Consider the following 14335-nt stretch of genomic DNA (forward strand, 5'->3'; position numbering starts at 1 on the left):
AGGAGCAGAAAGGCCCTCTCAGCCGTGGACAAGGTCTGTTCGAGCGCCGCGGAGGCGGTGGCCGACATCCCCGACGGCGCGTCACTCGCCGTCGGCGGGTTCGGCCTCAGTGGCATCCCCGAAGTGCTCATCCAAGCGCTGCCGGTCCGCACGCAGCGCCACCGTCCGGCCGTCGGAGGCGAGTCGGCTGCAACTGCCGGTGAGGTCTCCGAGCAGAATGAGATCGGTCGCGGCCGACGGCAGTGCTGAAGACGCGGCCCTCGAAACACCCGTACAGGCCGGTACGGCCGAGGGCGGCGCTGCGGCGCCTTGACCACGGTCAGAAGCGTTGTGTCTGGGCTGGCCGACGGTGTCATGCCCATTCGATGCTGGTCGCGGCAAGGCCTCTGTTCAGGAGCGGTGTTTGTGATTGCCGGTGGCTGTGGTCAGATTGTGTCATCTGTGCTGTGCATGGCCCAAGTTCAGCCAAGAGGGGGATAGTCGCCGGCCGTGAGGTTGTCGATCAGGCTTGGGTGGGTGGGCTGCCAGCCGAACCGTTCCTGGGTCAGTGCACTGGACGACGGCATGTCAAGGGCGAACACGCGCCCGATGACGCCGAAGCGCTCAGGCGGCACCGACTCGACCGGCACCGCGAGAACGCCGCCGATAGCCTCGGCCAGGGTCCTCATGGTGTCGCCCTCGTCGGCTACCGCGTGCAGGACCGTGCCCGGCGCGGCGTCCTCGAGTGCGATGCGGAACAACGCAGCAGCGTCAAGCCGGTTGACCGCCGGCCATCGCTGCGCGCCGTCGCCGACGTACGCTGACACGCCCGTCTTCTGTGCTGCGGCGATGAGCACTGAGCAGAAGCCGTATTGCGACCCGCGCTGGTGCACGGAGCGCGGCAGCCGCACGACAGAGGACCGGACGCCCTGGTCGGCCAGGGTCAGTACCATCTCGGAAGTGCGGCCGCGGCCACCGACCGGACCGTCGGTGGTGTCGGGGTCGTCCTCGGTGGAGGTGTGGCCTGGCATCATCGGCGTGAGGCCGGCATGTACGAACGGCTTGCCGCTGCCTGCGAGTGCGGCCGCGAGGGTGTGCACGGCGCGTGCTTCCTCGTCGATGCCCTGTTCCAAGTTGTTCCAGTCGTTGCTGAAGGCCAGGTTGATGACACCATCGGCCTGCGCGGCTCCGGCGCGGAGGCTGTCGAGGTCGGTGAGGTCGCCGCGGAGCGGCGTCCCGCCGGCGGCGGCGACGGCCGTAGCCGCGGCATCGGAGCGGACGAGGCCGAGGACCTCGTGACCGGCGGCGATGAGTTCGGGAACGACAACTGAGCCGATGCTGCCGCTGGCGCCGGTGACGAATACGCGCATGGGGGGCTCCAGATGACTGCTGCGACGCTGCGTCGCAGGATGGGCATGGTGAGGGTCAGACGTGGTGGTTGTGGGTGTGTGGGTCCACGGGTTGCTTGGCCTTGGGAAGCCCGCCGACCACGAGACGGTAGGAGTCGGTGACGAGTTCCTTCACCAGTGTGTCGTCGATGGTGTCTCCGCCTTCCACTGTGATCCAGTGCCTTTTGTTCATGTGGTAGCCGGGGGTGATGTCGGCGTACTGCTCACGCAGGGCTGTGGCGTCGTCCGGGTCGGCTTTGAGGATCACGACGGGGCGTCCCGGCATGTCGGTCATGAGCATGAAGACCTTGCCGCCTACCTTGTGGAGCTCCCAGTCGGGGTCGAAACGATGTTCCTGGTCGGTGCCGGGCAGTTCCGCGGTGTGGTCGCGTGCGAGCTTCTGCAGTTCCTGTCCGTCCAAGGTGATCAACTCCTCTTTTCGGTTCGATTGCCGGGTGTGTGTCGTTTCGGGTCCTTCGGGTCGATCGGTGGCCGGCAATGGGCGGCCACCGACCGACCGGCGGGTCACGGTCCTGATCTCCGCCACGGCCATCTACGGCAGGACGCGGATGACTGTCTTCCCCTTGCGTCGCTCGGTTGAGTTGAGGGTTGCGACGGCGTTGTCGAGGCTCGCGATGTCACCGATGTTGGTCCGCAGCCGTCCGTCCCGCACCCGCTGCACGATCTCACCGAGTTCGGCGCGATCGGCTTCGACGACGAAGTCGACGGCCAGGCCGTCAGTGGGCCGTGCTTCGACCGGGCCGACGACGGACACCAGTGTTCCTCCGGCCTTGATCAGGGCGGCGGACTGCTTTTGAACGTCGCCGCCGATGACGTCGAAGACCAGGTCGACGCTGCCGACGTCTTTGAGCGGGTCGTTCTCGAGGTCGACGAACTCGTGCGCGCCGAAGTCGAGCGCCTTCTCACGGTCGGCAGCGCGTCCGGTGCCGATGACGTAAGCGCCGGCCTCACGTGCCAGCTGGGTCACCATCGTCCCGACTGCCCCGGCCGCGCCATGGGCGAGGACGGTCTGGCCGGCCTGGAGGCGGCCGTGCTGGAACAGCCCCTGCCACGCGGTCAGACCTGAGATCGGCAGGGACGCGCCTACCGTGAAGTCGACGTCGCCGGGCAGCGGTGCGAGGTTGCGTGCTTCGATCGCCACGTACTCCGCCAGGGTGCCGTCGCGGTGCCAGTCGGCCAGGCCGAACACCCGCTGCCCGACCGACAGCCCCGTCGTGCCGTAGCCGAGGGCGGTGACCACTCCGGCCAGCTCGTGGCCGGGGATCGACGGTGTCTTGTCACGGCCGGCGCGATCGGTCCAGGTCGATGGCCACTCCATCTCTGTGGGGACGAAGCCCGATGCATGGATCTGAACGATGACGTCGTTGATTGCTGCGCGTGGCTCAGGCCGCTCCGTCAGCGTCATTCCCGCCGTTCCCGCGGCCTGGTCGGTGACCACAATGGCTTTCATTGGGATTGCCTGCTTCCTCGTATGTGTGATGGGTTTTGCTTTCCGGGTGGGCTTTTAGATGAAGGTGAACAGCTGGTCGGTGTCGAAACGCGAGATCGGGGTGGTGTACACCCTCTCCGGGTCGGGGTAGCCGAGGGCCAGCAGCACCGTCGTGCTGTGTCCGCTCTCGCGGATCTTGAAGGCCTTGTCGACACTGGTCGGGTCGAACCCCTCCAGCGGCGTGGCCTCGACGCCGAGCTCGGCGGCCGCCATCATGGTCAGACCCACCGCCATGTAGGTCTGCTTCTCCATCCAGTGGTTCAGGTCCTTGTAGCCGTAGGTGCGCAGGTTGAGGAAGTCCCGGGTCATGGATTCCCACAGCTCCTGCTTGGACGGGTCAGGGAACCGGCCGTCGGCCCTCTCCTTTGCGAACACCGCCTCGAGGTGGCTGTCGGGCAGATCCGCCCGGGTGGTGAGGATGATGGAGTGCGATGCGTTCAGGATCTTCTCGGCGTTGTCCCGGAATCGTTCGCCCAGGTTGTTGGCGAGCCGCTCCTTGCCTTCGGGCGTGGCGAGGACGTAGAAGTGGTTGGGCTGTACGTTCACCGATGACGGCGTGGAGCGTAGGAACCTCAGCAGCTGCTGAAGGGTTTCCTCCGGAATGGTCTTGCTGGGGTCGAAATACCTGGTGAGGTGCTTGCTCATGAGCTTGTCGAGGTTCATGTCGATCTGCTTTCTTCTTGCGATGAGTGGGTGAGGAGCGGTGGCTCGCAGGGTTTGGGCTAGTTCGTGTCGCGGCCAAGCAGGTCGCTGATGCGCTCGAAGCTGATTCCTGTCGTCGCGGTGGTGAGGTCACCCGCGACGAGAGCCTTGATGGCCTGTTCGAGCGCCTCCATTGCGTGGGTGTAGAGCGCTGGACCCACGCTGATGCGCTTGACCCCGGCCTTCTGCAGTTCAGCGACGGTCAGCACCTTGTCCGCCGGCGAGACGAGGACGTTGACCGGTGTCGGCGCGACGGCGGTGACGATCGCGACGAGCGCGTCGAGGTCGGGTGGGTAAGGGGCGTAGAGCACATCCGCGCCGGCCTCGGCGAAGGCCGTCAGACGCCGGATGGTGTCGTCGAGATCGGGCCGCCCCTGGAGGAAGTTGTCGGTGCGGCCGGTGACGACGATGCGCCCCTTGGCCGCCTCGACCGCGCTGCGGATGCGGTGGACTGCCTCGTCGAAGTCGCGGATCGGTTGATCGGGATTGCCCGAGGTGTCTTCGATCCCGATACCGGCCAGGCCGGACTCGACGGCGGCTTCCACGGTCGCGGCGACGTCTGCAGGGGTGTCGCCGTAGCCGTCCTCGAAGTCTCCGTTGACGGGCAGTCCGGTGAGCCGGCCGAGCAGCCGCGCATGCTCGAGGTGCTCGGCGCGGGTGACTTCGTGACGCCCGTCGGCCCGGCCGAGTGTGCTGGCGAGTGCCGCCGATGACGTCGCGATCGCCTCGAAGCCGGCATCGGCCAGCATCAGCGCAGAGAGGCCGTCCCATGCGTTCGGCATGACGAGACCGCCGTCGCGCGTGTGCAGTGCCATGAACTCCTCATAGAGCTCGAAGCCTGGCATAGCGAACCTTCCGGAGTGATTGTGCTGGTGCGTTGAGGGTTTGCCAGCTGTGTGCGCGGCCTCGACGGGGGTTCCGGCGATCAGCCGGGCGTGCCGGCCGCGCTGACGGCGGGGATGTCGATGTCGGTCTGGTTGACGTTGTTGATGAAGTTGGTCAGCAGGACCTGCACCGCCACCGTGACGATCGCCAGGATCTGCGGGTCGGTGTACCCGGCGCCTCGCACAGCCGCGAGGTGGGCGTCGCTGACCTGGCCGCGGCTCTCCACCACCTGCTGAGCGAAACGAGCGACCGCGGCGCGCTTGGGATCGATCGAGCTTCCGGCCCGGGCCAAGGCGATGTCATCGCTCGACATGCCACCGAACTCGGACGACACGTACGTGTGCACCGCCAGGCAGTAGTCGCAGCCGTTGGCCTGCGACACCGCGAGCGCGATGATGTGCCGCGTCTTCGCGTCAAGAACCCGGCTCAAGGTGCCCTGCAGCGTCATGACGACGTCGAGGACGGTCGGGTTCGACGCGAGAGTCGCGAACATGTTCGGGACGAAGCCGAACTGTGCGCCGACGTTGTCGAGGATGCCCTTCGCCCCGTCGGGGACGTCGTCGGGAGACGGGACGTTCAGTCGTGACATGGCGAATCAGCCTCCGGTGAAGGTGTGAGGGGTCAGCGTCGAGCCCGGGCCGGTTCTTACTGCTGCAGACGTCCAGTCCCTGTTGTGACTGCGAACCCCGGCGTTTTTTGGGCTGTCTGGCCCACTTCTCAGAGTGAACACCCCTCGTTCTGGGCTGTCAAGCCCAATCCGGGTATTGTTAAGGCATGACCACCACTACGGCAGCTCCGACGCCTCACAAGCTCACGTCAAAGGGGCAGGCCACGCGGGCCCGCATCCTGGAGCACGCTGCGGACCTCATCTACACAAACGGAGTCCACGCGACGAACAACGAGCAGCTCCGCCGCGCCGCCGGCGTCAGCGGATCGCAGCTCAACCACTACTTCCCGACAAAGGAGAGTCTCGTCCTGGCCGTGATCGCCTGGCAGGCCGAACGCGTCCTCACCTTCCACCGCGACGAACGATTCGCCGGCTTCGACAACCTCGACGCGCTCCGGGCGTGGGCGGATTTCTACGTCGGCTACGAGCGCGCCTACCAGGAAGGCTGCACCCTCGGCTCCCTGGCGAGCGAGATCATCAAGACGGACCTCGACGTGCACGACGAGCTCGCCAGTGCATTCGACCAGTGGAGGGGGATCTTCCGTGATGGGATCGGGCGCATGCAGCAACTCGGCCGCATCAGCGCTGAGGCAGATCCCAAACAACTGGCCAATCTGCTCCTCGCTGCCTTCCAGGGCGGCATGCTCCTCGCCCAGGTCGCGCGGGACATCGCTCCACTGAAAGACGCGTTGCAGACAGCCATCGACTACCTGCAGACCTTCGCGACGTCTCCCGACGCCGGCGTACCCCAAGCTCGGTAGCCCTCCCACGCGCATGGGTCGGCGGAGCGTGTCGCGGTGCACCCCTTTCCGGGGCTGGGCCAGACGACCGCGGTGCCGGCCTTCACCCGGGACTTCCACCGCCGGGAGATCGCAGAGGGCGGCGCGTTCACGGCCAGCGGGCACGAGCGGCTTGCCGTCTGCCGGGTGGGGCTGACCCGGAACACTGGGATGAAGGACTTCAACCGCGCGATGCTGGAGTTCCTCGGCGATCCCGGCCGCACCACCGGCACCACGGCCCAGTTCGCGCAGCGTGCCCTGGACCGCGTGCTCTCCTGCGATGGCAGGCTCCTGCCGGAGGAACTGGGCGCCTGGTGGCGGGCCCAGCCCCCAGTTTCGGGTTGGACACCGCCGGCGCGGGGTCCCGGTGGACTACGTTTCGTGCCAGTACCAGGTGTGCCGAATCGCGACGCTTGCAACATCAGCGCGCTGGTCCACACCGGAAACTTCCTCCCTGCCGCTCCTCATCGCCGCCGCCGAGCTCGTCGGCGTGGACTTCACCCGCTATCTCCACGGCGGCCGGAGCCCCCGTGTACGCGCTCTCGCGGTCATGGTGCGGCTGACCCCCTCGCCTCGGGCGTGCACCGACCCTCGCGGGCGTCGCGATCGCACTGCTCGTCCCCGTGTATCGCCCAACCGAACAGACGTCGAGCACCCGCTGGAACCCGCGCACCTTCCGCCAGTGGCCCAACAGCGAGTACGCCCGGACCGCCGCGAACAACCTGCACGCATCCCTCTCGATCAACGAGCGACCGCAGTCGGCTCACGCCCGTACGTCATCCTCCCGCTGCTGATGGATGCGCCTGCGCTGCGGCAGATAGGCTTGTTGCAGGACGAAGAGATCACATCGCTCGACGATGGTCAGGGAGCGGCAAATGGATGCCGCGGACGAACTTCTTCACAGGACGACACCGTCGGCTCTTCTGACCCTGGACGGTGTCATCCGCTCCCTCAACGACGCGATGGCCACGGCACTGGGCAGGCCGTGGGAACAGTGCGTGGGTCATGGCTTCGTTGATCTACTCTCCGAGGATCAGCGCATCTCGGCTGAGAGCCTGCTGGCGCACGGGGCCACGGCGAAGAGGCTTGCGATGCGTGTGCTGGAGTTTCCCGGCACGAGCACCGCATCTGTGGTCTGCCTCGTCGAGGCGCGACCGGTGACGGATCCCTCGAGTGGCGAGCGGCTTGTGTGGGTGCATTCGTTGGACGCGAGACACGACCTCGGCGGTCTGCTGATCCCATTCCAGCTTGCGGCGAAGGATGCCGGCCTCGGCCTCTGGATGTGTTCCCCCGATGGGCACCAGGTGGAGTCACTGGGTGGCGCACCCGCCCTGGCCGCGCTCTTCCCGCAGGCGTCGGTGCCCCTGTCCGAGATGATCAGGCGAGTGCACCCCGATGACCGGAGGAACGTGCGGCGGCTCGTGCGCTCGTCCGCCGCCCAGTCCCCGTGGATCAGGTCTCGGTTCCTCACCGAGCACGATGGCTGGCGTGTTCTCGTAGGTCAGACCCGCCGGATCCAGTTGGGATACGGCGGCCCCGAACGGGTCTTCGCGATGATCCGCGACGACACCCAGTCGGAAGCACACCGCCAAGAGATGCTGGCCGAGGTGAGCGCGGAGCGGGAGCGCGCCGACGCGATCACCGCGTTCGCCTCCGCCCTGTTCATCGCCGCCACCGAGCAGGAACTGCAGCAGGTTGTCCTGGCCCGGCTCGCCGCGGCCGTCGGAGGTTCCGGCGCCCTCTTCGCCGTCGTCGACGATGGGCGATTGCGGGTCTCCTCGGATGCCGGGATTCCCACATGGGAGGCTGATGCTCTGCACGGCCTGTCGCTGGATGAGGACCGGCCGTTGCCCTGCGTGATCCGTACCGGCCAGGCGCAGTTCTTCCCCAACCACGAGGAGCTGGTTCGCCGTTGGCTGCGCGATGACGGTCTGCCCCTGCCGCGCCCCGTCCCCGGCACCGCCTTGTCGATCGTCCCCCTCAGCCCGGCGAGCGACCGGCCGCTCGGGGCCTGGGTGGTGACGTACGAGAGTGAGCACCCCCCGTCCTACGAGAAGCTCGCCTTCATGACGGCTCTGGCCGAATTGGCAGGCCAGGCGCTGAGGCGCATCAAGCTGCAACAAGCCCACGTCGAGCTGTCCACAGCGCTCCAACAGAGCATGCTCCCGACGCTGCCGGAGCACCTCCCAGGCCTGGAGATCGCCGCCCGCTACCAGCCCAGCCGGGACGGGCTGGATATCGGCGGAGACTGGTATGACGCGTTCTTCCTGCCCGACGGTGCGGTCGCACTGGAAATCGGCGACGCTCAAGGGCACGACGTGGATGCCGCGGTTTTCATGGGCCAGGTGCGCTCGTCCATGCGCGCGATCGCCGCCCACGAGCCTGACCCGGGAACAGTGCTGACGCGTACCAACGAGTTGCTCGTCGCGATGGACGCGCCACGCTTCGCAAGCTGCACCATGCTGCACCTCGATCCGCATGACGGACAGGTCATCGGCACCAGCGCAGGCCATGTGCCACTGCTCCACGCACGCGACGACGGCAGCCACACCATCCGCACACTCCCCGCCGGGCCGGTCCTGGGAATCGTGCCAGGCACCGAGTACCCCGAGGAGACCTTCACCTTGGAAGAGGGCACCGCGCTGGTCATGGTCACCGATGGAGTAGTCGAAGGGCCGCGCCTGCCCCTGGACGCCGGACTGGAGCGAGCGGGAGCGCTGGCCGGTCAAGCCCTCCGGGACCGGCTCGACGTCGAGGCGACCGCAGACCGCATACTCGACGCGGTGGCCGAGGTGGACCACCTCGACGACGTGGCCGTGCTAGTCATCCGACGCGCATGAGACGCGATGCGCCCCAGTCTCCAGATGCCCACGATCAAGGGGAAGCACCAGCCCGCAGGAAACCCGCACAGCGGGAAGCGGAAACAGCCGAGCAGCGCGCCCGGCAACGGGAGGAAGAGTACGACCAGGCCCAGGCAGAGGTCGAGCGCCCCGAAGCAGCGCTGCGGAAGCTCGAAGAGCGCGCGACCGAGCTGGCCCAAAATCTCCACGCTGCGGCGTCGACCTGCGACGCCGCATGCGAAACGACCTCGGCAACGCACGCCGGCGGGCCGCAGACAGAACACGCTGCACAGCAGACATGCCACGCCGCTGAGACGGCGCGAGCCCGTGCCGAGCGTGCGGCGAGTAGCGGCAACCATCGTCAGAGCCGGTGAGAGGTGGCCGCGTGGCCGGGACAGGCCCGATACCGCCGCAGCGCCGCAGCTCGCGCGTCACCGCCGGCGGAATGCTCCTTGTAGTGCGGGTCGGCTGTGCGTGCCGTGCCGTTTGTACTGTTCGTCGGCTGTTGATGCTCGGAGCTACTGCGGGAGGTCTGTCATGCCCCGCGGCATCTGGAGTCGTGCGATCAGCTTCGGGCTCGTGACTTCTGTCAACTACTCGGTCCTTTAGGGCCGAGTAATTGACGTACCCTCCAGCCTCACCGCCGCTTCCTCTCCGCGTTTTGGTGGCATTCCTGAGGGGGTGAAGCCGCGCCCATTCCACCGGTATTCGATCGTGACCGCGGCCAAGGAGGGACAGCACAATGCATCATCGGGCCCGTAATGGGCGTAGGTGACTCGGATGGTACCCGGTTTTCCGGGAGTGATGGCTTGAATGGCCAGGCTTTCGCTGCTGCTGTCCAAGCCGACAAACGTCGTGCCGTGCCAGAGAAAGACCAGTTGTCCGCGCCCGTCTGCGCTCGGAGAACGGGTGCCGATCACCGCGGTCAGATAACTGCCGGATCGTCCGCTACCGTGACCGGGGCGCTGGACGGCGCGAAATGTTCCCAGGGGTCGCCTGTCTCGACGGTCGTGGTCATCACCCGCGCGATCTCGCTGGGACTGGGCACGTCGGCCCGGGAGGAGCCAGGCAGCGCCCCGATCGTCGCAACGCTCAGACCTGGCCGGGACCCTACGGAGGGGGTAAGCCCCCCGGAGGTGGGCGCGGCTAGTGCAGTTGCGGGGCCCAGGGTCAACACGACAGCGGTGGCAGCGAGGGCGGTGTACAAGAACCGGGAACGGTGTGCCGGCCTGGGTTGTCTCGCTGGCAAGCCCTGAGGTGCGGCCGCTGCGGGCACCCGGCGATATGCGCATGGGTGAGTGCTCATGGGTTTTTTTCTTTCCGGGGTGCAGGGTTTTCGGCCCGGCACACGGGTTGGTGAATTTTCGTCGTGCGCCGGGGCGGCCGCATCGCGAGGGATGAGGAAATGCACTGCGATGGGTTCGTGTCCATCGGCTTTTTGCATCGAGTCGACCCGGCCGGAAAAACGTCAGGGGGAAAGAGGAATCACGGCTCGACAAGTTCAGTGGTCCAGGTTGCCGGGGCTGCCCTGTCCGGTGCCGTCACTGCTGGTGCCCCGCCGGTGCCGCCAGGGCCGCCGTGGTCGTGACCCTCCTGGTGGCGCTGCCCGTGCCGAGGGCCGTCTCCCCGCGCCGCAGCGCCAGATACCTCCGCAGGCCCCTGCCCGCTTCCCGTCGTACCCGGCGCAGCACCGGGATCTGGGTGGCCCTGTGCAGCTGGTAGCGCCACGGCCCCTGGGCCCCCTGCCGTACCGACATCGCGTAGGCGAAGTCCACCAGATCCTGCTCAAGGTAATGGTCGAGATGCTCGAACCAGGCCATGCTCGTACGGGCCGCGGCCTGCACGGGATGGAGCGCGGACCGGCGGCGCTCGTCGTAGGCCTGCAAAGCGGCAGGCAGCTCTGCCTCCGTGTACAGGCTGTGCGCGAGCTCGATCGCATCCAGCAGTGCCAGCCGGGTGCCCGAGCCCAGGGTGTAGTGGGTGGTGTGGGCGGCATCCCCCAGCAGCACCACGTTGCCGTGGCACCAGGTGGCGTTGCGTACCTCGGTGAAGTGCTGCCAGCGTGCCGGTTCCCCCCGCGACTGGCCAAGCAGCGCGTGGCCGTCCAGAGCGGAGGCGAAGATCTGTTCCAACAACCGCCCGCCGTCGGCGGTGTCGAGCGTATCGAGCCCCAGCCCCCGCCAGGTCTCTGGGGCGCACTCGACGACGCAGGTGCTGATTTCCGCGCTCGAGGGGTAGGCGTAAAACCAGATCCACCCGGCCGGGGTCGATTCGAAGGCGAAGGTGAAGCGGGGGAACACCTTGTCGGTGCCCAGCCATATGTAGGGGTTGCGGCCGACTTCGAGGTGGGTGCCGAAGTGGTCGCCGTGCAACTGGCGCACCCGGCTGTTGGCCCCGTCGCAGGCGACGATCAAGTCGGCGTCGGCGAGCTCGGCGAGGTCGTCGACCTTGCGGTGGTGCTGGACATCCACCCCCAGTTCGGCTGCGCGTCGGGTGAGGATGTCGAGCAGGGTGGCGCGGGCGATGCTGTAGCCGTACCGGCCCAGATACACGGTCCGTTCCCCGCTTCGGACCTCCTGGTCTTGCCACAGGGCCGAGGCCGCACGCACTGCCCGGGCGCTGTCGGGGTCGTTGCGGTAGAGGTGGTCGAGCAAGTTGTCCCCATACCCCACGCCCCAGCCGTAGGTGGCCCCCGGCGGATCGCGTTCGATGACGGTGATGTCGAGGCCGGCATCGCGGCGCTTGGCCGAGACCGCGAAGTACAACGCGCCCGGTCCACCGCCGACGCACACGATCTTCATGGCGCGTCCCGTTCTGGCTGCACGGCCGGGCAGCCGCATCGCGGATGCGGCACCCGGCTGCGCAGTCGGTGTCGGGTGGGGGCCGCCCAGCGGCGGAAGGGCGGTCCCGGCCGGCGTCCCCTGCCGGTCGGGTCCTTGGAGTAGTGGTCGCATGGGTTCCTCTTCCCGGGTTGAGTCTGTGGGTTGAGTCTCTGAGTCGACTCGGTGGGTTGGGTCTTGGTGCCTGTGGGTCGGTGCACGCCCGCGGGCACAAAAGGGGGCTGGGCCTGTGTCCGACACCGGGCGCGCGGGTGTGGCGATCTCACACCTGAGGTGTGTCTGCCGCACCCGCGCCCGGGCCTTGGCGATCTGACCGGGACTCCTCGTGGCCGGTCAGGCGCCGCCTCGGGGTGCCGCGGGGGGTAGGGCAGCGACGGTGCCGCCTGCCCCCGGTCGGCTACTCCCAGCCACCCCAGTCACCACCAGCCTCCGTCGTCACACCAGCTGTCGTCGCCCCAGCCCCAGCCCCAGCCTTCATGGTGGTGGCCCCAGCCCCAGCCCCAGCCGTCATGGTGGTGACCCCAGCCGCCGCCCCAGCTGCTGACGCTTGCCGTGGTGGTGGCGTGCGCCGTGGCGGGTGCGGCCTGGGCGGCGGCGCCGCCGCCCAGGAGCGCCCCTACCGCGGTTACGGTGATGGCCGCGACCTTGGCAATCTTCTTCTTCGTTCGAAACACGATCTGTCCCTACTTTCGGTGGGGGAGCCTCACTCCGGATCGGTGAGGTCGTGTTTCGAGTAAGCCCGAACTGGTGATGCGCGTCACGCCACTGAATGACGTGACTTGACACCCGCAAATGACCTTGATACGGGTCCGCGTCCCGCCCAGGCCAGCCCGGTGCCCAGCCCCGTGACAGCGCTGTCGCCCCTGGGGACGAGGGCGGGGCCCGCCGGGGCCGTCAACCTGGCCATGGTGCCTGGCGGTAACCGCAGTCCCCGTGAACGAACGTGCCCACAGGCTTGCCTTCGCTCCTATGGTGAGGGGGTGCTGCGCTGTCTTGCCCAGGAGGAACGGTCGGTAATGGCGAACACGGATGAAGGTGCGGCTCGGGTCCGTGAGGTGCGCCGCCGTCTGTCGCAGGAGGGTCCGCCTCGGACGCGAGACCACAAGGGAGACTTCGAAGCCGTTACGGTGCCCGAGCGGCACTGCGATCAACTGCGCGATCTGATGGTCTCCGAGGGAGTCGAGAAGGTGGTGGAGGTCGGTCTCGCCTACGCCAGCTCAGCGCTCGCCATCGGAGAGGCGCTGGCAACCGTCAACCGTCCGCGTCCCCAGCACGTCATCATTGACCCGTTTCAAGAACGCGAGTACTCCAACGCCGGCTGGGATCTACTGTGCTCTGCGGGGCTGGACTCGATCGCCAGGCTCATGCTCGCTCCTTCGTCGATCGCGCTCCCGCAGCTGCTGACCGAAGGCTTCGTCGCCGACGCGGCCTTCGTGGACGGCAGTCACCGGTTCCACGAGGTTTTCGTCGATCTCTACTTCTTGCGCAAGATCGTCCACCCCGGTGGCCTGATTGTTGTCGACGACGACTGGTGGCCGTCCGTGCACACGGCCGTTCAGTACTACGAGCGGAATCTGGGATGGACGGTGATCTCAGATGCCTTCCCCGGTGAGGCGGTCGGCGTCGGACCTCAGGGCAAACAAGAGGCCCGGTGCAAGGCGTATCGATTGCCTGACCCCTCGTTCGAGCCCTCATTCGAGGACTTCCGGGCGTTCTGACCCCAACCGGCGCCAGCAGGTCCCAGAACGAGCCGGCCCCGGCCCGGGCACGTCAACGTGCCCGGGACCTGGCTCCGCGTGCATGGCCGACTCCCCATCCTGAATGTGCCAGTCTTCGCCGCCTGTGCCTGCGCCTTCCGGTAGCCGGCGGATGCGGGCTGTCCCTTCGGACGGCGGCCCCGACGGCGCCCGGACGCAACCCCGGGGCGCGCCGCGGTGTACCGGTCGGCTGTAGGGCGCGCTTCGCGTGCTGTGCCGCCTGCCGCGTGCCCGGGCGTCTGCTCCGCGTCCGCCGGGGCCGCGCGCTTCGCGCGTTCTCGGACCACCGACGAAACTCGATGGCTTGCGGTGACGGTTTGGATCGGTGCGTCCGAATCCGGCGATTCCTGGTGGGTCTTCCCGCCGAACGATCTTGGAGGAGAGGAGGGCTGGCCCACGGGAGGCTGTCAGTCCTCCTTCGTACGATCACGGCATGTCTGATGCCTTCACCGTCTTGTGGACCCATGACACGTGCGGTGCCCTGCGCAAAGCGGGTCGCGTGGGAGAGCGGCCGCCGGTCGCCTTCAGCGGTGTCCATTCCTCCTTGCCCGCCTGGTCGGGGGCCCGGGCCGGGGACGAGGTGTACGCACTGCACGTCAACCGGCGCGTCGTGTACGTCGTGAGCCGGATGCGGGTGATCGACATGGAGCGGCGTGACTGCTGCGGCACCGCCCCCGCGGCGTGGCAGGACCCAGCGTTTCCCGGGCACGGCGCCTGGTCGATGCTCGGTGCCGGCGGCTGCGGTGCTGCGGCAGTGCACGTGGACGCGACGCCCGTACGCTTCGACATGCCGGTACCTGGTGATCTTTTGATGAGGCTTGCCTGGCGTAATCGCCGAGGCCAGACCCGCGGTCTGAAGTACGTGGTCGATGGCCGCCTAGAACGCTCGGTCAGCCTCCAGGGCTTCTACCGACTGACCGCCGAATCGGCCGACGAGTTGGCAGATCTCGTCGGCGACACCACCCCTTGATCCCGACGGACGAGGGGG

General features: G+C 67.6%; 13 protein-coding genes and 1 pseudogene. 5 read left to right on the forward strand and 9 right to left on the reverse strand.

Annotated features, from left to right (window positions below; translation table 11 throughout):
* Window positions 1-24: 24 nt before the first annotated feature.
* Window positions 25-141: pseudogene (locus ACQPXS_RS44610) on the forward strand (CoA-transferase); the annotation flags it as partial.
* A 320-nt stretch (window positions 142-461) separates the two neighbouring features.
* Here the strand turns inward: ACQPXS_RS44610 and ACQPXS_RS44615 are convergent.
* The 6 genes from ACQPXS_RS44615 to ACQPXS_RS44640 all read right to left on the reverse strand — a co-directional run bounded on the left by ACQPXS_RS44615 (window position 462) and on the right by ACQPXS_RS44640 (window position 5053).
* On the reverse strand, window positions 462-1349 hold the full coding sequence (locus ACQPXS_RS44615) for an SDR family oxidoreductase (RefSeq protein WP_433455168.1): 888 nt from the start codon (window positions 1347-1349) through the stop codon (window positions 462-464).
* Window positions 1350-1404: 55 nt separating this feature from the next.
* Entirely contained in the window at window positions 1405-1788 is a 384-nt protein-coding gene (locus ACQPXS_RS44620; RefSeq protein ID WP_433455169.1) for an MmcQ/YjbR family DNA-binding protein, read from the reverse strand.
* A gap of 132 nt (window positions 1789-1920) precedes the next feature.
* Window positions 1921-2838, reverse strand: coding sequence for an NADP-dependent oxidoreductase (locus tag ACQPXS_RS44625; protein ID WP_433455170.1), 918 nt, complete (start codon window positions 2836-2838; stop codon window positions 1921-1923).
* A gap of 54 nt (window positions 2839-2892) precedes the next feature.
* The gene (locus ACQPXS_RS44630; RefSeq protein WP_433455171.1) at window positions 2893-3540 is read right to left on the reverse strand and encodes a nitroreductase family protein; all 648 of its coding nucleotides are present in this window, start codon (window positions 3538-3540) and stop codon (window positions 2893-2895) included.
* Window positions 3541-3599: 59 nt separating this feature from the next.
* The gene (locus ACQPXS_RS44635; RefSeq protein WP_433455172.1) at window positions 3600-4394 is read right to left on the reverse strand and encodes an isocitrate lyase/PEP mutase family protein; all 795 of its coding nucleotides are present in this window, start codon (window positions 4392-4394) and stop codon (window positions 3600-3602) included.
* Window positions 4395-4504: 110 nt separating this feature from the next.
* A complete protein-coding gene (locus tag ACQPXS_RS44640) occupies window positions 4505-5053 on the reverse strand; it encodes a carboxymuconolactone decarboxylase family protein (RefSeq protein ID WP_433455173.1) in 549 nt (182 codons plus the stop codon).
* Window positions 5054-5238: 185 nt separating this feature from the next.
* On the opposite strand from ACQPXS_RS44640, the gene ACQPXS_RS44645 reads away from it, so the two are divergent.
* Together ACQPXS_RS44645 and ACQPXS_RS44650 are read left to right on the forward strand one after the other, a co-directional pair.
* Window positions 5239-5892, forward strand: a complete 654-nt coding sequence (locus ACQPXS_RS44645) for a TetR/AcrR family transcriptional regulator (RefSeq protein WP_433455174.1) — start codon at window positions 5239-5241, stop codon at window positions 5890-5892.
* Window positions 5893-6785: 893 nt separating this feature from the next.
* Window positions 6786-8750 carry a SpoIIE family protein phosphatase gene (locus ACQPXS_RS44650; protein ID WP_433455175.1) on the forward strand — a complete coding sequence of 655 codons (1965 nt, stop codon included), beginning with the start codon at window positions 6786-6788 and terminating at the stop codon, window positions 8748-8750.
* A gap of 605 nt (window positions 8751-9355) precedes the next feature.
* Here the strand turns inward: ACQPXS_RS44650 and ACQPXS_RS44655 are convergent.
* The 3 genes from ACQPXS_RS44655 to ACQPXS_RS44665 all read right to left on the reverse strand — a co-directional run bounded on the left by ACQPXS_RS44655 (window position 9356) and on the right by ACQPXS_RS44665 (window position 12264).
* On the reverse strand, window positions 9356-10042 hold the full coding sequence (locus tag ACQPXS_RS44655; RefSeq protein ID WP_433455176.1) for an LppP/LprE family lipoprotein: 687 nt from the start codon (window positions 10040-10042) through the stop codon (window positions 9356-9358).
* Between the two features lie 249 nt (window positions 10043-10291).
* A complete protein-coding gene (locus ACQPXS_RS44660; protein ID WP_433455177.1) occupies window positions 10292-11551 on the reverse strand; it encodes an FAD-dependent monooxygenase in 1260 nt (419 codons plus the stop codon).
* Between the two features lie 455 nt (window positions 11552-12006).
* The gene (locus ACQPXS_RS44665; RefSeq protein WP_356316634.1) at window positions 12007-12264 is read right to left on the reverse strand and encodes a hypothetical protein; all 258 of its coding nucleotides are present in this window, start codon (window positions 12262-12264) and stop codon (window positions 12007-12009) included.
* 342 nt (window positions 12265-12606) lie between these two features.
* Here ACQPXS_RS44665 and ACQPXS_RS44670 point away from each other — a divergent pair, with 342 nt between their 5' ends.
* Window positions 12607-13308 (forward strand): class I SAM-dependent methyltransferase, encoded by a 702-nt coding sequence (locus tag ACQPXS_RS44670; RefSeq protein ID WP_433455178.1) that lies wholly within the window; start codon window positions 12607-12609, stop codon window positions 13306-13308.
* 472 nt (window positions 13309-13780) lie between these two features.
* Window positions 13781-14317, forward strand: a complete 537-nt coding sequence (locus ACQPXS_RS44675; protein ID WP_433455179.1) for a hypothetical protein — start codon at window positions 13781-13783, stop codon at window positions 14315-14317.
* The last annotated feature ends 18 nt before the right edge of the window (window positions 14318-14335 follow it).

The sequence above is a fragment of the Streptomyces sp. CA-142005 genome (assembly GCF_050942335.1).
GTDB lineage: Bacteria > Actinomycetota > Actinomycetes > Streptomycetales > Streptomycetaceae > Streptomyces.